We start from the raw sequence: 18179 nt of genomic DNA on the forward strand, positions 1-18179 counted from the left end.
CCTGAATTTGTGTTGTTCTATATTTGCCTTGAGCTTAGGCGATCTCCAGGAAAGAAAATACCACTTGCGCCCGGATTCTGCTGTATAATTAACCCGGTTTCAACGGTACATTGTTTCTCAGAAATCACCTTACCCGATTCACAAAGTCATTCATGTGATAGTACATTTTGACTCTCTGAATTGAATTGGTATAAAATTCAGATTCAGGAATACCTAGATATAGATCGTGAAAAACTCGATTTCGGTAGTGAGCATGAACTTGCTTAACCGTTTCATTTTTCAGATAGTCAACGGCACTGTTGGGAGATTTGAAATTATTAAAATATAGGATATCACTTTCGTTATCATTGCTAATTCCAATTTGAACAGTTCTACTTTCATAGAGTAGAGGCAGTGCTTTTGCAGGTAGTCTGGAAGTTAAATAGGCTTGAACATCTGCTCGTTGGAGATCGGCGGGGGAAAACGTGGGATAGACTTCTACCGCAGCTCGATTATCCAAGAAAAAGTCAAACCCTACTAATAATGTTCCATTAACAATTAATTTCTCCCAATCACGCTGTTCCCCACAAAGTGCTATGGCAATTGCTATCTTTTCTGGATAGTCCCTGATGCTCAAATACAACTTAATCCGTGAATGTCTGAGTTCGGGCCGAACGTCAACACCAACAGTCACCATATCTACCTTAGAAGGGTCTAAACCTGTTGCTAAAAACTGCTGAAGTAAACTCCGATTAATCTGGAGTTCTGGACGTTCTTCTAGGCGATGGGAGAAAGAGAGAAAATCTTCTATATCGAGCAATTTCAGGGCAGGATCGGAGACAAAAACTTCAGAGAGATAAGCAAAACGAGAGGGATAACAACGTTCTTTTTCGATATTGCAGCAACAGGAAATCGTTCCTCCTTTACCTTTCCTTTGTTCTTTAATAAAATTTTCAAATAAATTTAATGGATAGGAATTTTCAATGTCAAAAATTTGTTTATGTTCTTCAATATAGCGTAAATTTTCTTCATGGCGATTCCAAACCGGACTAGAGATAACAGCAGAAGGTTGAATTCGATTTTGAGTTTTAGTTTTGGAAGGTTTTACCGCTTTAATTTCTCCAAAAAACAGAGGTGAATTAGGGTGAAGCAAATTTGCAGCAGTCAGACGCAAAGCGAGGGCTGGCATTGTCATCGCCAGATTTTCGTCATATTCAATGGACTGGAAACCTGCCTGCTTGACAAATTCAACCGTTTTCTTAATGGTAATCACATGAGCGCCATACATTTCTTGCTGCTTGGCTTCCTCAAGCGATTGTTGCTCTAGCGCAGAGAGTGGCGGCTCTTTGACAAAAAGACCTGTGATATATAGAGTACCTCCTGGACGCAGCACCCGCTTGGCTTCAGCTAGGACTTGGGACACCTGATTAGAATACTTGATGCTGTCGTTGAAAAACACCACATCAAAGACTTCGTTAGGAAAGGGTGGTGCATGAAAATCTCCCACTTGCACCCGTACCCGATCAACTAAGTTAGCTTGGGCAATCCGAATTTGCGCTTCTGCTGCCTCCACTTCAGAAATCGTTATTCCCTCAATCCGCGTTCCTGGATACGACTGGGCAATATGAATTGCCGGAATTCCAGCCCCACAACCCGCATCAAAGATATAGTTCCCCGGTTGTATCCCCATACGAGCCGCCAGATCAAGATTATGGGATCTAGCGACCGGCTCAGGAACCATTCGACTAAAGTTAATGGAATTTTTGTTATAAAAAGCACGAACTTTTTCGGCTTCAGATGTTGGGCTGGACTGAGTAGGAACACTAGGACTGATAGAATTATTTTGCATAATATTTTGAGGGTAATAGGGGGTAGCCAAACAAGTATTAGGCTATACAATCGTTTTTCAAAAAAGACGAGGCAAAGATCAGGAAGACAAGACTCGATCGATGTCTGCTATCCAAGCATCCTTATCCTCGTCTTTCAGCTAAAGCCTAGCGCTCTTTAGTGTTTAGATTTAGGACAGTAAACTGCTTTATTCCCAAAGGTGAACTAGGCTGAAGATTTGATTGGCTAGCGATTGCCAATTCAGGTGATTTAGGCATCACCATCATCGTAGGAACAAGGCGGCACGTAAGATGCATCTGCCCCATCGTAGGAACAAGGCGGCACGTAAGATGCATCTGCCCCATCGTAGGAACAAGGCGGCACGTAAGATGCATCCATACCGGCACCACCGAGCGCTTCTTCAGACAGTTCAGCCAAGTGGCTGGGGAGTTTACCGTTGGTGCTACGGAGTACGGGCTTGCCTTGGTGGGGCAGGATGTTTTTCTTATCCATGAGAATAATCCTCTTTTTGTTGCATGGTTTATTGACCCGTTGAGGTGGGTCAGTCCCCTTCTTCCTGGAGAAGAAGCCTAGTCGGGCGACATCTGGCACGTAGCGAAAGCGAGTCGCCCCTAAACTTTAAAAAAACTTAAAATGGCATCGGTGTGGGGTTCATCTGTGCCTCAGTGAGCGGTTCATCTAGCCATCCCAGTTTCACCGGGACATCATAGAGCCGACCCACCCCAAACCGTGACCAAAAATGGCGCATCCCTGGCACTGTCACCTTAACCACATTCAGCCCAATGTCCGGTCGGGTTTGATCGATTACCAAAGTTTCTAAACCCGCTTGTTTAGCAATGTTTACGCAGGTCATCACATCGGTGTAAATATCATCACTCCAACGCTTGGGGTAGTCCTGGGCTGTTTTGAGGGGTTGTGTGGTATCAGGGAGGAGATAGGGATGATCCGCCAGTTTCGCTGTTATTAACCAATCTGTTGCATCACTTTTCAGGTTCTCATCTGGGACTTTATCGAGTTCCAGGCCAATTTGGTTTACTTCTGTGACGGCGCGGAGAATAGCAATAGTCGGGTCGAGGTGCGCCCCAAAGCCGAGAATCAGCCGTTCCGAACTTCCAGTTTTTCGATTCGACACCCCGGCAAAAGCTGGAATACCCAAGTCTGCTGTTAAATCCAGCACCCACAAATCGCGATCGTTTTCCCGGTAGAACTGCTGCAACTGGACAAAATACGGCTCGTTAAAGCTGCCCAGATCCACTGCCGGACGCCTCAAGCGGTTGTACCACCACAGCGCCACACCGTCGCGCTCCACCAGTTCCATAAACCCTTGCAGAATGGCTTCTTCCAGGGTGTTGCCTGCGGCGTTTCCGTTGGAGTCACCTCTGGCGAAGCGGTGTTCTGGGGGTAAGGGATAGTGGTAGTAACACAGGGCTGTCGGCAGATACTTATGGGTCTGCTCTGTTAATGACCATACGGGGGTCCATTCAATGGCTTGACTCGCATCAAAGCGCTGAGGAATCCAATCGTGAGCCACTGTTGCCTGTTCGTTCAGGGTGTCCCGGTTAGCATATTGGGCATCGCTAAAGCACAAACACTGCTCAGGATGAATCGCCAAGTCTCCCAGTTCTGCCAGGGTTGCCCGTTTGCGGGGTTCATCCCCCTGAAAGATACCGGAATAGCGTTCCACTGCCTCACAGAAACCACTAGCCTTAGATTGGCTATCGGTTTTGCCTTTGCCAGAACTCTTGTGTTTCAAGGTATTCCGCAGACCCCGCAGGGAGGTGGCGCTGCCGAAGCTATGCCCCGCCCGGTAGGTATGTACCAAGGGATTAGCTGGGTCGGTGATTCGCACCAGTTCTGTGACGACTCCCGTCACCGCGCTGATTAGATGCTGGTATTTCTGCACCGTCTGTTCGGGAGTGGTGCCCCGATGACCGCCATCGCTGGTGAAGTGCTTGGGGCGCGACTCCAACTTCAGAGGTTCAAATCCTCGGTGCTGCAAAATTTTGGGATCACCACAGGTTGGACATTGCGATCGCTTAATCAAGATATGGCTTTTCAAGTCCAAAATCGAGTGGTTTAAGGTGATAATCTTGCCATCGAGGGTGGGAAAGAACACAGTACCCGGTGCAGTGGCATTGACGTGGTGCTTGACAATGCACTTGGCAATTTCAGTTGCCGCGAACTGTAGCCCCGTTTGCAGGGTAGAAGGCAGGGTTGCCCGTGCGGTAGGCAGGCAACCCATTACAGAACCGGACTGACCATTACGTTGCTGCTGGGCTTGTTTTTGCCGCAATACTGACGCCTCGACTTCCCGGTTGCCCCGTAGCCGATGAGCTAGACAGTCCCAACAGCCCGTCTTGCCCGGAACAAACACAGGCCCCAGCCACAGCACACTGCCTACAGGCTTAACCAGTAGCCAAGTTTGTTGACTCTCTAGTGCCTGTTTATTAATCTTGGCGAGTTCGGGCTGCAAATAGTCATCGGTTAAGACGACGTTGAGCGCCGTTGGAGAACCTGCTTCCGTTGGGGTCTGCACGGAAATACCAATGTCCCGCAGAGCCGTTGTCAGGGCTGCTACCGTCACTTCACTGATGTTGCCCACAGGGGTTAGGGTTACAGGCTGCCGTAAAGCTTCCGCAGCAACCGGAGGTGCAATCCCTAACTCGCTCCAAAATGCCGCCACTTCCGAGGACAGTTCCGGGGCTGCCTCCGTGAGGTAGCCCTTTTCCGCCAGACGCTCCAGTACATAGTCGATGTATTCTTCTGGGACTTCCCCATCCAGCTTTTCGACAATCTGCTCACGGCTGTGTTGCCCATTTAAGAGGGGCAAAATCTGGCAGTAAAGCTGTCCTGTCAGGGCATGGTTAGCCTGTTCGCCAAGGAGATAGACTTGCTTTGGCTCGATCACCTCGACATGAAAGTGGGGTTGAATTTGGAGCAGTGGGGTGGATTGCATAGAACGAACAGTCAGTGATTAAGTGGACGATAACAAGACCAGCAGCTAGGGGTTAAGCCCAGATGCGACCACGCCGGAAGGATTTAGGGTCTTTGTCTGATTTCTTGGCTTGATCCTTGACGTATTGGCACCAGTAGGAATAATCTTGCAGCCCGGTCTGGGAAGTGGGAACGTAAGACTTTTTGGGTTCAGGCGTTGTGATCGTCGTCGGTTCAGACTTGCTCGGTTCAGGCGGGGTCGGTTCAGGGTTAGAGGGGACTTCCGAGGATGTTGTTGTGGTTTTGTTCTTGCTCATAGTGTCCTTGGATGTTTAGGGTTGGCTGAGGCATCGCGTGATTAGCAGCCCATTAATAGAATCCTGCTATCGAAAACTGATATAACACGGTACAAACCGTATTAAAGTTTCGTTCCTGCTTCATCTCGGACTGTCGGCAGTACCCGATCCACAGGCTCAAACCGAATAGCCTTCGGCGTAATGTTCGCGCATTGAGGCTTGCGTTCAAGTCGCGGCCGATTGATATGTGGCAAGCTTCACATCTGAACAGGTAGCCAAGACCTTAATCCCTACATCAACACCCAGATAAACTCTTGATTTGATGGTGTGTTCAGGCTCAAATTCATAAGCGACAGACAGATACCAATTGCCAGCAATACGACTGATGGTTATTCGCTTAGTCTTGATTTCCGGCAGGGGTTCATAAACGCACTTAGAGTACCGTGTTGTACAGCTAATCGTCAACTAGGTTCGCACTCCCATGCTGCCAAAACCTCCCCAGCCCTGGCTGGCTGAACTCTGGCTGGCACTAGAGTGCATCACTTGGTTGAAACTACGGTTGGCAAAGGCTGGAGGATCGTTATAGTTAGCGGCATGGAGCAGATCCATCCGAATATGCACCAAATCTTCGGGACGACCATTTTCTAGATCCACGCACAGTGCTGGCTGGATAAAATGGGGACGTTTAATCGGGGGAGATAATAGAGGAAGTCGCATAGTTTAGGATTCTCCCTATGGAGAGTATTAATCAACTGAACACATCTGCATCTTTTAGTGAGAGTGGGGTCTAATATTGCACTCTCACTAAAATTGTGCGGCTCCTTAGTAGGGAGAAGACCAAGAACGAACTTCGCCAAGGGTGACAGGAATTAGATCGCTGACATCAATGGTAAAGCGGTAAATCTTCTTGGCACGGCGGCTGTTTTCCGGGTCGAAGAACTTCAGCTTCACATCCCAGCAGTCGCTATCCATCCGACAGAAGGGGCTTTTCTCTACCGTAACGCTATCGAGTTCCATGCCAACGGCTACCGCTTGGCTGAAAGTTTGGGCGGCTTGGAAGGCGTTGGTAACGGAGAAGTTGAGGGCGCGGTCTTGGGAAGTGGTTCCCAAGTTGCGGAGGTCGTAGTAGATGCGGTTCAGGAAGCCATCCAAGGTTTTGCGGATTGTTTCTTCGTCAGCAGTGCCATCTTCAGCTTGTACCGCGCCCATTGCTGCGCTGACCAGGTTGTTGACTTTCCAACCGTAGAGACCACGGGTGCTTTGGGGTTCAATCACCGGGATGACTTGACCGGAGAAGAGTTTGACCTTACGTCCAGTTAAAATACCGGGGATACTCACCCGTTCAACATATTCCGCATCGTTTTCCGGTTGGATTTGACCCGCCAGGAGTTCTTGAAGGGCGCGGTATGCTTCCGCCGCAAAGGGGCCAGCCGGATCGATCGCATAGACCGGAGTCAGTTCAATGTTTAATGTCCAAATCAGCGATCGCGCCTCGGAGATGTTTTCCCCTAGATAGTCCACCATCTGACGGGCGTCGTAGGGGTTGGCGGGAACCATGACTCCTCCACCTAAATCAAAGGGGGGCATGAGTTGTTTAAAGGAGTCCCGGCGTGCTTCTGTTCCGAAGTCGTAGCCAAGGGTTCCTAGAGCATAGACAAGCTGACCCATCTCGGCAAGTTCGCTGGGGGCTTGGCTGGCAGTGACGGAATTAGCAGTAAAGTTGGGCATCATGGGTTGTTGAGTTACAGGGGTGGGCAATGATTGAATCAAGTCTTGCAAGTTAGGACTGTTGCTCGGAACTGCCCCAACTGCTGGACTGGCTGCTGCAACCGAGCCTTGAGCGGGTTGCTCTTGCTGGGCGGCAGTGGCTTCACCTGCGTTGGTTAGACCGCCACCACAACCGCAGCCTGCGGCTTGTACTTCTGATACCTCGACTGATGTGAATTCCTCAGCCATCTTTCCTCCTTTTACTAACGTTATGGCTCCAGAGACGTTCAGTTTGCCTGCCAGACACCGCCGGGTTTCTTCTGGCAAGTCAGGGTCACAGGGTAAGGCACTCTGCAACAAGATTTGACGAACTTTTTGGGGGTCGGGGGTTTCTCCTTGCTCCCGTTGAAGGCTGAGTAACACGGCTGCTACACCGGAGACAATCGGCGTGGCTAAACTTGTCCCACTCAGGCGGTGGGTGCCACCACCCGGTTTCGCCCCCAGGATGTCTTTGCCAGGGGCAAGGATTCCTTGGTTTTTGTAGGTTTCGCCCCAGTTGCTAAAGTCGAGGGGTTTGCCATTCGCATCCATCGCCCCGACCGCTAGCACAGATGGCAAGGCTGCGGGTACGTGTAAGCAATCGCAACCATTGTTTCCAGCCGCAGCGACCAGCAAGACGTTATTTTGTCTGCACAGACGAACGGCATTCTCTAGCCAGCCATCGGCTTCGCCAAAGTCAGTCAGTTGACCTCCACTGAGGTTGATCACGTGGGCTCCAGCATTGACGGCTTGCTCGATTCCCCGAGCCAAATCTAACTGGGAAGTCTTGCGGCGGTCATCGGCAAAGATCGGCACGATTATCCCCTTGCAATGGGGAGCGATTCCCTCCACTGGGCTGCCCGGTTGCCCAAAGATAATGCTGGCAACGTGGGTTCCGTGCATGGACATATTGCCATCAATTCTAGGAGCCTCTTGAACCAAGGTGGGAAGATAGGTTAGATCTGCGCCTTGGAAGCAAGGATGATTTTGGTCAACAGGACCATCCAAAACAGCCACACAAATACTACTATCTCCTTGGGAGATGGTACTTAATTTCTCTAGCATTTAAACGTATTTATTCCAAATACTAATCAGCATAGAGTCGTTCTTTTACATCTATTGCTAGCTGGGTTTTCACCTTGAATGTAAGGTAATCAAACCCAGCCTACTCTAAGTCTAATCTTTGAAAAAAGACTATCATAACATTGTCTTTAAAACAAGGGATTAGTTTGATTTCTGCACAATCCTATGTTGGCCAGATGCTCCAACAGACCGTCACTTTAAATGACTGGTTTGTTAAATTGGCTAGTGGAAGAGCGTTTAGCTCAATGCCAACTCACTAAAAATATCTAAACATAGTTAGAAGCCAAAGTCTAACTTTTTTCAATAAAACTTTACAGAGTTCTTGAATCTGTTGAATTTTTAGTAAAATGGCCTATTCTGAAGATGGCTTTTCCGTACCGACTTTTGATCTTAATGAAGCGCGAATACTCGCACCAAAATTATTTTTGGTGTCGGGACAGGGCTTTGAGGCATTCCCCTGTAAATTCAGAGTCAGGGGCGAACGGTTAACTTTTGCAACTTTTTTAGGATCTAATAGTATGAACCTGCTATTTTGTGGTACGGTGCTACGGTAATTTGTGTAGCAATCGGGGTTCTCTCGGAGGCTGGGATTCAAAGGATCAGCCGATACAATTTTCAGGGATGGCTCAGGCTGAAACCCTTGATTAAGCTAGATTCTAACCTGACGGGAGAGCCAAGCGGAACGATCAAGGGAGATTTGATCGTCTTGTTGGCTGATTGCAATCAGTCCATGAACGTCGAATCTTAGAAAGAAGATTCCCCCGAATAAATTTTGGGAAGTGTCAATTGACGCCAATCCAATTTCTTGTTAGATTCTGCACTTCTATACAGTTTGTCGGAGAAAAGCCGTGAGTTCACCATCCCACCGCAACTGTGAATCGACCTCGCATCTGATCAAGTTCGATCATCAATCGTCTGAGTGCATCAATCGTTGTTCTAAACCTTTGAACTCCCGCGCTCTCAAACTTCATGGGTCTAACCTCAACTGTGAGTCGGTTCACCTGCCATTGAGTATAAAATTTCAGCGTTTGTCGTTTTTAGTCGTTGCGATCGCCAGTCTGAGCCTTTACCTAGATGCCGCTCCGACTCTAGCAGAACCGTTGCTGAGACAACAAGTGGATCAAACCCCTCAGTCTCCCAATACTCCTGCTAACATCATTTACGTGAGTGCTTCCACTGGAGATGATGGGGGTAACGGTTCCCAAGAGTCTCCGTTGAGAACGATTACTCAAGCCTTAAATCTCGCTCAAGCCAATACCGCAATTCTTCTGGCGCAGGGAACCTACAGCGCCCAAACAGGCGAACAGTTTCCCCTGATGCTCAAACCCAATGTTACCATTCAAGGCAATCCCAACACTCGCGGAGAAGCGATTATTATCTATGGTGGCGGCTTCTATACCAGTCGCACCTCAGCCAAACAAGACATTGCGGTTCTCGGGGCTAACGGGGCGAGAATTAGCGGGGTAACAGTGACGAATCCCAATCCACGCGGCTATGGATTATGGGTTGAATCGGCTTCGATGATTATCTCTAATAATACCTTTAGCGGCAGCACCCATGATGGTATTTCGGTTGTTGGCAGCAGTGCGCCGTTAATACAAGAAAATAATTTTAGCGGAAATGGAGCGAACGGTATTACTGTTTTTGGTTCCTCTCGCCCAGAAATTCGCAATAATGAATTTCAAAATACTGGATTTGGAATTAATGTCTCCCAAAACGCCGCTCCGTTTATCGCTGGAAATCGGATTATTTTTAACAAAGATGGGATTGTGATTCAAGCGAACGCCCGTCCGATTTTAAGAGATAATTATATTGAACGCAATGAACGGGATGGAATTGTGGCGATCGCTACGGCGTTACCGGACTTAGGAAATGCTACCGAACCCGGTCATAACGTCATCCGCAGTAATGGCCGCTATGATGTCAACAACGGCACGAAAACCCAAGTCATCCAAGCCTACGGAAATCAACTCACTTCAGCCAAAACCATTGGTTCAGTCGAAGTCATCGGAAATTATACCGCCCCGAATGCCCCCTCTCCCATAGCCCAGCAACTTACCAACCGCGTTAATAATGACTCGGCTAATAACCCCTCTGCTATTTCTCCTATCAATAGCAGCGCCGCCTTACCGGTATTCATCCCAGAAGCATCCACTTCTCGCCCAACAGCCCGAAATCCTCGTCCGACGGCTTCCCCTCGCCCTGTGTCTATTGCGGTTCCCCCACCCCAAATTCAAGGGATTTCGACACCGCCTCCTACTCCTGCGCCTGTTGTCGCCAATTCTAACTCCTCTGGGAGATCTTTAATTCTCTCCAACCTCTCCTCAACCTCTGCTTCGGAATCTACCGCTATTCCTATTGCGGTTCCGCCGCCTGAAACCGGAGAAGTGTTAAATTCCTATCCGCCCCAAAATTCACCGCCGCAAGCGTTATCTTCGTCGGGTGTGTTACCTGTTCCGGGTTCTGGTATTCCCCTAAGTGGCGAAGGTTATCTTCCCCCGGGTTTAAATACTGGCCCTTCTGCAAGTCCGCCTGTCGGTCAGTTGACCCCTCTAACAACGGCTTTAAGAAGTTTACAGTATCGTGTCGTTGTCGAGGATAATAGTGAGGGGGCTTATCAACGAGTCAGAACGGTTGTTCCTGATGCGTTTCGCACGGTGGTTCAAGGACGCTCAATTATTCAAGCGGGCGCTTTTGAAAGTCGTGCTAAAGCCTCGGAGGTGATACAATTGCTAAACCGAAATGGAATTCGAGCTAAACTCGAACCCTATAATTAGCAAATCCGTGACGATGTGAATTAATTTTTGATTAATCAAACTCTCGGGTGTGTTTTTACTCTTTTTTTGATCGATGAACACTAAAATTAAACCGAACTGGGCGGGTGAAGATTTGTTATCTCGTTTCGTGAATGTGTTAATTAAAACGCCTCCCATTTACAGCGTGATGAAACATCAAGCTAGACAGGTTTTCATTAAAACAGCCGAAAAAAACGGCATTTATTGGCGGAAAAATTACAAACAATTAGAAGACTCAACCGTTAAAAGTTTATTCTCAAAAATTTGCGATCAAACTATTATTTATCCTGATTATTATCAACAACCTTTTCATGCTTACGAAACCGGAAACTTAGGTTGGGATGCTGCATTTGAAGCTGAATCTGCTACCTATTCAATGGGGTTGAGAGTTTGGCGAGATGAAAATCTCAGTTGGGAAACCGCCCACGAAAGATTACGTTCTAGCTTTCATCAAGTTCTTGGAAAATATCTCCCTCAATCTGTTAATAATGTTTTAGATATCGGCTGTTCTGTGGGAATTTCTACCCGAAGTTTACATGATTATCTTAAACAAAATTATAATCCTCATGTTCAGACGATTGGTTTAGATTTATCGCCCTATATGTTAGCCGTCGCTAAACACCAAGACACTCAAGCCGAAATTGAATGGAAACACGCCCTCGCTGAAAATACAGGCTTTCCTGATGATTCCTTTGATGTGGTTACTCTACAGTTTCTCATCCATGAACTACCCCGTCAAGCTACTCGTAATATCTTTCAAGAAGTCTTGAGAATTCTGCGCCCCGGTGGCTGTTTAGCAATCGTTGATAATAATCCAAAATCTCCCGTTATTCAGAATTTACCGCCTGTGTTGTTTACTCTGATGAAAAGTACCGAACCCTGGACTGATGATTATTATACCTTTGATGTGGAAGCCGCTTTAACAGAAATGGGTTTTGACTATCAAACCACTGTTGCTAGTGACCCCCGCCATCGTACAATTATTGCGATCAAATCTGAATAAGTGCTTGATTCGTTTGAGTTGGATTGATGGAGAATTCTTAGATCAGTGACGAGTGTAGGGGCGGGTTTAAACAGTTTACAGTTTACAGTTATGCAGTTTACAGTTATGCAGTTATTACTGGTTACTGTTCCCTATCTCCTATCCTCTGTCCCCTGTCCCCTGTCCCCAGCCCCCTAGATCATGTCTAACTTACCGATCACCGTCACTGTTAAACTGTTTGCTGTGTATCAAGAGGTTTACAAGCTTCCTGAACTGGTTTTAACTTTACCTTCTCAAACCCCTGTTTCTCAAGTTCTCGAACACTGTATCAACGAACATCCCCAACTCGAACAGTGGCGCTCAGTCACTCATTTTGGCGTTAACTTGCAGTTTGTTTCGCCCGAAACCCCGTTAGAAGATGGTGATGAAGTCGTCTTAATTCCGCCTGTTAGCGGAGGTTAAGGTTTAGTTAAATAAACCTGAGAAAATTTTCATACGGAATACATCCCCATTTGACTGGAGATAGAATAAAGTAGAGAATGTAACCCTAATCAAGTCATGGAAACCATGAAGCGTATCAATCCGAAGGGAGTGGGTGTATCTGCTATTGTCGCTATTGGCTTTTTGAGCCTATCTTCAGCAGGTTGCTTGTTCGACAAATCGGCACAGACGAATGATTCTTCGTCTATTGCTATCTCTCGTTCTCAGATTGTAGATCCGCAGACAGGCTCCATTATATTTGTTTCTAGCCTAAAACGCAACTAATTGATCAATAAATTTTTGGAGTTCAGGAACTCAGAGATTTTCAACAATCCTCTTTGATTGATTTCCGCTTTCTTCTACATCTACCTCCATGCTGAGAATACCAAACGATACCGGGCTTCTTGAGGAAACCCGGTTATCCTCGTTCTAGAGCCAACCTTCTAAGGCAGCGCCGACGACTCGATGATCCTCATCTTTTTTGAGGTAGTTGAGTGCAGCTTTGGCTTGGGGATCGTCAAATTTTCTTAAAGCCAGAGCCACCCGTGAACGGGTACGCCAGCCGTCTGCACTGACGAGCCTGAGAAGCTGTTGTAACGCTTCTGTTTGTTTGGTGGTTCCTGAGAGCATTCCTAAGCTGTCAATGGCTGCTTCCTTAACGGTTTGATCCTCCCCCGTCAAACTATAGCTACAGATATCATACAGGGCTTCTGGATAGGACATCTCAGTTAAGGGTGCAAGGATGCTCCGACGAACGAGCCAGCTATCATCGAGACGAAACGCTTCCACAAGATGAGGAATAGCGATATCACCGTACTTCGACAAAGCGTTAGCCGCTTCCGCCCTGACGTTATAATCGTGATCGCCTTTGAGCAACTCTAGCAACGCCTCAAAGGACTCAGGAGAACGTTTGTTCCCTAAACCCATCGCCACAAAAGAGCGAATTAAAAACTCAGGATCACGCAGCTTACTCATCAACAAGGGAACGGCAACTTCACTATCATAGTGTCTCAGTTCGGTGAGCGCTTTTAATCGCTGTTGAGAATCACTACTGTTGAGATACGTTTGAATCTGATCAATTTCCATGACTAACTCTCCTAAGTCTAAACACAAAAAACGACAGGCACCCAAAATTTACATTTATCTTAATTGAGCCGAGTTGCACCCGCGCCATAAGTAACAGGTTGGCGACGGGATGAATCGCGACCAAAAATGATATAATAGAGATGGTTTTTTACCCACCGACCGTCTCGGAACATAGAGGCTATACACAACAGAAGCAGGTTTTTAACCTCGCCGAAGAAAGAGCGGAGATCGGGAAGAAAGCAAGATCACTGGTCTAAAAAAAATCAAGCCCAAATCTGCTTTCGGTGTTTTAATTTTAGAACCCTCGGGAGGAGGGGGATAGCCTGGGTAGTAGAAATATCTACTACGGGAGTCAGTGCGATACGCAAGTATTAGCACGCACCTCCGGAGACGATGTAAGACCAAAGCAGGAAACTTTTCTGGTAGAGGCAATTGTCAATGAAACAGGAAGCCCACGCCAACGCATTCGCTTATGGCGATGGGTACTTCACATTTGTTTAGATTGATAATTGTTTTGACTGTATCTGAAATGGAAAAAAGATGCAACAGATGGTTAATCCCTCTAAATCTCTTGAATGAAGGGGGCTTGCAGACTGATCCCCTTGGGGTGAAGATTAGAGACTTGTGTGTTTGCTTGATGCCTATCGCCTGCAAACAGAATGGTGTTTTATATTACTTGACTCGTTGATCACCTGAGAACTGTCCCCTGATGGATTGTCGGATCTGATTATTCAGCTTACCAAAAGGTCGCCTCGTTGCACCCACGCCATAAGAAGCGCGTTGGCGGTGGGATGAATCGCGACCAACAAAACAATTAATTGGGTCTTTCTTGCTCCTCAATGTACTCTTTCAGTCTCTCAACGGTTACGCCTCCACAACTCGAAACATAATAACTGCTAGACCAGACCACCTTCTTTCCCCAATAAATCTCTTTCAATTGAGTTTCAAACTGCTTAGAAAGAACTCGACTGGTGGCGGTTTTAATTGAGTTTACCAGTTTGCTTAATTGCAGTTGAGGGAGGTATTGAAAAAGCAGGTGAACATGGTCTGGTTCACCATTGAACTCTATCAACTCGCAGCCATTCTTTTCCAGGTTTTTGTTGATCACCGCTTCTATGGTGGTCAGCATTTCGTCTGTAAAGACCTTTTTTCGATATTTAGAAACTAACACCAAATGGGCTTGAACGTCTGAGACTGCTCTTGCTGAATGTTTTACGGTCATGTTGATTTTTAACTCCATTTCCGCTACACTACTAGCAGTCTATCATCATAAATCGATGTTTACTGCTCTCAAAGTTCGGTTGTATCCCAATCAAGAACAGCGCATTCAACTTTTAAAAGAGTTTGGGTGTGCCAGGTTTGTATATAATCGATTTCTGGCGGAGTGGAACAAAGTTTACGAGGAAACGGGCAAAGGCTTAAATTATACGAAATGTGCCAATAAATTACCCGCTCTCAAAAAAGAGTTGCCCTGGTTAACCGAGGTTGCTAGTCAAGTTTTACAGCAATCGCTAAAAAACCTGGATACCGCATTTAAGAACTTTTTTACAGGTACAAGTCGATACCCTAAATTAAAGTCCAAACATAGAAAGCAATCCGCAACTTATCCTCAAGGGTTTCGGGTTAACAGTTCAACAATTAAACTCCCCAAACTGGGAGAAGTTAAAGCTAAGATTCACCGATCAATAAAAGGTAAAGTCAAGTCAATTACTGTTTCGATGACTCCATCGGGCAAGTATTTTGCATCGCTTAAAATTGAGTTAGCGGGTTTATTACCCAAACCCTGTATAGAAGGTAAAGTGATCGGTGTTGATTTAGGACTGGATGCCCTGATTGTTACCAGCGACGGCGAAAAGATTAAACCTCCTAAATTCTATAGACAATATGAGAAAAAGTTAGCCAGATCTCAAAAACGATTATCTCGTAAAGTCAAGGGATCTAGTAATCGAAACAAGGCAAGGATTAAGGTTGCAAAGGTACACAACAAGATTGCCAATTGTCGTTTAGACGCTCATCACAAGCTTTCACGCAAGCTAGTTGACAAAAACCAAGTCATTGTGTTTGAGAATCTAAATATTAAAGGTATGGGTCGCAATCATTGTTTAGCCAAGTCTATTAACGATGCTGCCTGGGGGATGCTACAAACCCTAACCGAATACAAGGCAAAAGAGCAGGGGAAATTAGTTGTCTTTGTAGACCGATTTTTCCCCAGTTCTAAAACTTGTAATTGTTGTGGGCATCGAATTGATACAATGCCCTTAAAAGTCAGGACTTGGGAATGTCCAAAGTGCGGAAAAGTGCATGATAGAGACATCAACACCGCACTCAATTTGCGTGACTATTTTATAACGGAGACTGTTGCGGAAAAACGGATTAAGCTATCTCTAAAACACAAAGATATCGGTTGCTAACAGTTAAGTTAATCCGTTCTTCCTTTTAATATCTGTTTCTGATTTTTTAGCGTCAGGAAGTGGCGTTTTAGCCTGTGGAGACGATGTAAGACCAAAGCTGGAAGTTAATTCTGGTAGAGGCGATTGTCAAAGAAACAGGAAGCCCACACCATAAGCGTGCATCGTTGGTGTTGGGTACTTCACAATTTAGCACTCCTAATTAGATCTTTGCTCTTTTCCTTGTTTGCTATGTATCTGAAAACGCTACACCTTCAACAGTTTCGCAACTATCGGGATCAAAAAGTAGTGTTTGATGCTCCTAAAACGATTTTAGTTGGTGATAACGCCCAAGGAAAATCTAATCTGTTAGAAGCGGTTGAGTTACTTTCTACGTTAAAAAGTCATCGGGTGAGTCGCGATCGCGATCTGATTTTAGATCCTGAAACCATCGGACAAATTACCGCTACTTTAGAACGAGATCGAGGACTCTTAGAACTGGCTGTGACGCTGCGAAGTCAAGGACGACGAACGGTGATGTTGAATGGTGAAAGTCTACGACGACAGTTAGATTTTTTAAGTCTTCTCAATGTCGTGGAATTTTCGAGTTTAGATTTGGAATTAGTGCGAGGAAGTCCTGAACGACGCCGCAGTTGGTTGGATCGGTTGTTAGTTCAACTTGAACCTGTTTATGCTTATATTTTACACCAATATAACCAAGTTTTGCGACAACGCAATGCTTTACTTAAAAAAAACAGATCTCTATCTCGTTTATCGACAGATATTGAACCCAAATCCTCAAGTTCTGGCTCAGAATTAGCCGTTTGGGATGCTCAACTTGCGGTTACGGGTTCAAGAGTCATCCGACGGCGAGATCGGGTTTTAGAACGGTTGACACCCTTGGCTCAAACTTGGCATCATTTAATTAGTGGGAGTACCGAGAATTTACAACTGAGTTATCAACCGAATGTGCAGGTTTTGTCCGCAGAAAAGACTCGGTTATCGGCGTTATCGCCCCAAGCGGTTCAGCAGGCTTTTTTGCAAAAAATCTCGACTCGGGCGATCGCGGAACAGCAGCAAGGAACGTCTTTAGTTGGCCCCCATCGGGATGATATTTGCTTTGAAATTAATCAAACTCCCGCTCGTCAGCATGGGTCTTCCGGTCAACAAAGAACGCTGGTTTTAGCGTTAAAATTGGCTGAATTACAGTTAATAGAAGATGTGGTGGGTGAACCGCCTTTATTACTCTTAGATGATGTTTTAGCCGAATTAGATATCAACCGTCAAAATCAACTTTTAGAAGCAGTGGGTGATCGCTTTCAAACCTTAATTACAACTACTCATCTAGGTGTTTTTGATGATCAATGGTTGAAAAATACTCAAATTCTGTCTGTACAATCTGGAAAAGTTGACTATTATTTTTAAGTATAAAAACCACAAAGACACAGAGACACAAACTGTACAATCTGGAAAAGTTGACTATTATTTTTAAGTATAAAAAACACAAAGACACAGAGACACAAAGAGGGAATATTCTGGTTGTTTAGGTCTTTTTTATATCAGAAAATATTCTAATGCGTCTTTGTACGGCTATATTTATTCTGTTTATGTTCATACATGAGTTGGTCAGCCAGTGCTAATCCTTGTTCGAGTGAAAAGTCATTATCATTAAAATTACAAGTCTGTATTCCCATACTCATTGAAAGTTTATAAGCTTGATTTTGCTTTTGATTTAACTCATCAATATTTGCTTTTAGCCGGACATAAAAGTTAGATATACTGCCATCTACACCGGATATAAATAAAGCAAATTCATCGCCTCCTAGTCTAGCAATAATATCCGCATCTCGAAAGGTTTGTTTTAAGATTTTGGCGGCATCAACAATGACTTTATCTCCGATTTCATGCCCTAGTGTATCATTAATTTTCTTCAATCCATCTAAATCAGCAAATACAATACAGCATGAAACTTGAGTGCGTCGAGCGATTTTGATTTGTTGTTCAGCTAAGACAAAAAAGCCTCGTCGGTTATAAAGTCCGGTTAATTCATCCGTCAGAGATAACTGTCTGACTTCTGCTTCTGCTTTTAAACGCTCTTGAATTTCCTGTTTTAAACGTTGATTTTGTTCGATGAGTTTTTGCTGCTGTTGTTGGATGAGTAATTGATTTTTTACTCGCATCAACACTTCTTGTTCTTGAAACGGTTTAGTAATATAATCAACACCTCCTAATTCAAAGGCTTGCATTTTATTTTCAAGTCTTTCTAAGGCACTAATAAAAATCACCGGAATCTGAGCCGTTTCTTCTGAAGCTTTTAACTGTTTGCAGACTTCATAGCCATTCATTTCGGGCATATTAATATCGAGTAAAATCAAATTAGGAGGATCTCGATTAACTCCTTGGAGTGCCATTTTTCCATTGAGAGATTTACGAACAATATAGCCCTGTGACTCTAGAATTTTGGCTAACAATCGCAAATTATCGGGGGTATCATCTACGATGAGAATATTCGTTTCTGTCGGAGATCTAAGTAAAGTCGTCATCTTTTTAAAAGTTCGAGTGG

At 45.5% G+C, this 18179-nt stretch carries 15 protein-coding genes; 6 read left to right on the plus strand and 9 right to left on the minus strand.

The genetic code is table 11. From position 1 onward, the window contains the following. Window positions 1-124: 124 nt before the first annotated feature. From VB836_RS23560 to VB836_RS23585, 6 genes are all read right to left on the minus strand, one after another. Window positions 125-1828, minus strand: a complete 1704-nt coding sequence (locus VB836_RS23560) for a DUF5838 family protein (RefSeq protein WP_323223095.1) — start codon at window positions 1826-1828, stop codon at window positions 125-127. A gap of 248 nt (window positions 1829-2076) precedes the next feature. Further along, on the minus strand, window positions 2077-2319 hold the full coding sequence (locus VB836_RS23565) for a DUF5837 family cyanobactin class RiPP (protein ID WP_323223097.1): 243 nt from the start codon (window positions 2317-2319) through the stop codon (window positions 2077-2079). 136 nt (window positions 2320-2455) lie between these two features. Next, window positions 2456-4783, minus strand: coding sequence for a TOMM precursor leader peptide-binding protein (locus tag VB836_RS23570; protein ID WP_323223099.1), 2328 nt, complete (start codon window positions 4781-4783; stop codon window positions 2456-2458). A gap of 52 nt (window positions 4784-4835) precedes the next feature. Continuing rightward, window positions 4836-5078 (minus strand): cyanobactin biosynthesis PatC/TenC/TruC family protein, encoded by a 243-nt coding sequence (locus tag VB836_RS23575; protein WP_002781476.1) that lies wholly within the window; start codon window positions 5076-5078, stop codon window positions 4836-4838. Between the two features lie 444 nt (window positions 5079-5522). Continuing rightward, window positions 5523-5774 (minus strand): cyanobactin biosynthesis system PatB/AcyB/McaB family protein, encoded by a 252-nt coding sequence (locus VB836_RS23580; RefSeq protein ID WP_323223108.1) that lies wholly within the window; start codon window positions 5772-5774, stop codon window positions 5523-5525. 105 nt (window positions 5775-5879) lie between these two features. Continuing rightward, the gene (locus VB836_RS23585; RefSeq protein ID WP_323223110.1) at window positions 5880-7868 is read right to left on the minus strand and encodes a S8 family peptidase; all 1989 of its coding nucleotides are present in this window, start codon (window positions 7866-7868) and stop codon (window positions 5880-5882) included. A gap of 1025 nt (window positions 7869-8893) precedes the next feature. On the opposite strand from VB836_RS23585, the gene VB836_RS23590 reads away from it, so the two are divergent. The 4 genes from VB836_RS23590 to VB836_RS23605 all read left to right on the plus strand — a co-directional run bounded on the left by VB836_RS23590 (window position 8894) and on the right by VB836_RS23605 (window position 12428). Continuing rightward, window positions 8894-10663, plus strand: coding sequence for a DUF1565 domain-containing protein (locus VB836_RS23590; RefSeq protein WP_323223112.1), 1770 nt, complete (start codon window positions 8894-8896; stop codon window positions 10661-10663). Window positions 10664-10736: 73 nt separating this feature from the next. Then, a complete protein-coding gene (locus VB836_RS23595) occupies window positions 10737-11684 on the plus strand; it encodes a class I SAM-dependent methyltransferase (protein ID WP_323223113.1) in 948 nt (315 codons plus the stop codon). A gap of 180 nt (window positions 11685-11864) precedes the next feature. Then, the gene (locus VB836_RS23600) at window positions 11865-12125 is read left to right on the plus strand and encodes a MoaD/ThiS family protein (RefSeq protein ID WP_046282160.1); all 261 of its coding nucleotides are present in this window, start codon (window positions 11865-11867) and stop codon (window positions 12123-12125) included. 105 nt (window positions 12126-12230) lie between these two features. After that, window positions 12231-12428: a hypothetical protein gene (locus VB836_RS23605; protein ID WP_152964723.1), complete on the plus strand. Its 198-nt coding sequence runs from the start codon at window positions 12231-12233 to the stop codon at window positions 12426-12428. A 144-nt stretch (window positions 12429-12572) separates the two neighbouring features. Here VB836_RS23605 and VB836_RS23610 read toward each other — a convergent pair whose 3' ends face one another. Both VB836_RS23610 and tnpA read right to left on the minus strand, forming a co-directional pair. Further along, window positions 12573-13229: a HEAT repeat domain-containing protein gene (locus VB836_RS23610; RefSeq protein ID WP_046278431.1), complete on the minus strand. Its 657-nt coding sequence runs from the start codon at window positions 13227-13229 to the stop codon at window positions 12573-12575. 814 nt (window positions 13230-14043) lie between these two features. Then, window positions 14044-14451: an IS200/IS605 family transposase gene (gene tnpA / locus VB836_RS23615; RefSeq protein ID WP_323223117.1), complete on the minus strand. Its 408-nt coding sequence runs from the start codon at window positions 14449-14451 to the stop codon at window positions 14044-14046. Between the two features lie 55 nt (window positions 14452-14506). On the opposite strand from tnpA, the gene tnpB reads away from it, so the two are divergent. Beyond that, window positions 14507-15640, plus strand: a complete 1134-nt coding sequence (gene tnpB / locus VB836_RS23620; RefSeq protein ID WP_323223119.1) for an IS200/IS605 family element RNA-guided endonuclease TnpB — start codon at window positions 14507-14509, stop codon at window positions 15638-15640. Between the two features lie 228 nt (window positions 15641-15868). Beyond that, window positions 15869-17041: a DNA replication/repair protein RecF gene (gene recF / locus VB836_RS23625; RefSeq protein WP_323223144.1), complete on the plus strand. Its 1173-nt coding sequence runs from the start codon at window positions 15869-15871 to the stop codon at window positions 17039-17041. Between the two features lie 146 nt (window positions 17042-17187). Here the strand turns inward: recF and VB836_RS23630 are convergent, their stop codons facing one another. Then, entirely contained in the window at window positions 17188-18159 is a 972-nt protein-coding gene (locus VB836_RS23630; RefSeq protein ID WP_323223121.1) for a GGDEF domain-containing response regulator, read from the minus strand. Window positions 18160-18179 lie beyond the last annotated feature (20 nt).

This window comes from Limnoraphis robusta BA-68 BA1 (assembly GCF_034932365.1).
In the GTDB taxonomy this organism is placed as follows: Bacteria; Cyanobacteriota; Cyanobacteriia; order Cyanobacteriales; family Microcoleaceae; genus Capilliphycus; species Capilliphycus robustus.

Excerpts from the sequence above, each read along its gene's own strand:
- tnpB (WP_323223119.1), top strand. The coding sequence starts at position 14,507 with ATGTTTACTGCTCTCAAAGTTCGGTTGTATCCCAATCAAGAACAGCGC.
- tnpA (WP_323223117.1), bottom strand. The coding sequence starts at position 14,451 with ATGACCGTAAAACATTCAGCAAGAGCAGTCTCAGACGTTCAAGCCCAT.
- VB836_RS23595 (WP_323223113.1), top strand. The coding sequence starts at position 10,737 with ATGAACACTAAAATTAAACCGAACTGGGCGGGTGAAGATTTGTTATCT.
- VB836_RS23565 (WP_323223097.1), bottom strand. The coding sequence starts at position 2,319 with ATGGATAAGAAAAACATCCTGCCCCACCAAGGCAAGCCCGTACTCCGT.
- recF (WP_323223144.1), top strand. The coding sequence starts at position 15,869 with ATGTATCTGAAAACGCTACACCTTCAACAGTTTCGCAACTATCGGGAT.
- VB836_RS23610 (WP_046278431.1), bottom strand. The coding sequence starts at position 13,229 with ATGGAAATTGATCAGATTCAAACGTATCTCAACAGTAGTGATTCTCAA.
- VB836_RS23560 (WP_323223095.1), bottom strand. The coding sequence starts at position 1,828 with ATGCAAAATAATTCTATCAGTCCTAGTGTTCCTACTCAGTCCAGCCCA.
- VB836_RS23585 (WP_323223110.1), bottom strand. The coding sequence starts at position 7,868 with ATGCTAGAGAAATTAAGTACCATCTCCCAAGGAGATAGTAGTATTTGT.
- VB836_RS23575 (WP_002781476.1), bottom strand. The coding sequence starts at position 5,078 with ATGAGCAAGAACAAAACCACAACAACATCCTCGGAAGTCCCCTCTAAC.
- VB836_RS23570 (WP_323223099.1), bottom strand. The coding sequence starts at position 4,783 with ATGCAATCCACCCCACTGCTCCAAATTCAACCCCACTTTCATGTCGAG.
- VB836_RS23605 (WP_152964723.1), top strand. The coding sequence starts at position 12,231 with ATGAAGCGTATCAATCCGAAGGGAGTGGGTGTATCTGCTATTGTCGCT.
- VB836_RS23600 (WP_046282160.1), top strand. The coding sequence starts at position 11,865 with ATGTCTAACTTACCGATCACCGTCACTGTTAAACTGTTTGCTGTGTAT.
- VB836_RS23630 (WP_323223121.1), bottom strand. The coding sequence starts at position 18,159 with ATGACGACTTTACTTAGATCTCCGACAGAAACGAATATTCTCATCGTA.
- VB836_RS23580 (WP_323223108.1), bottom strand. The coding sequence starts at position 5,774 with ATGCGACTTCCTCTATTATCTCCCCCGATTAAACGTCCCCATTTTATC.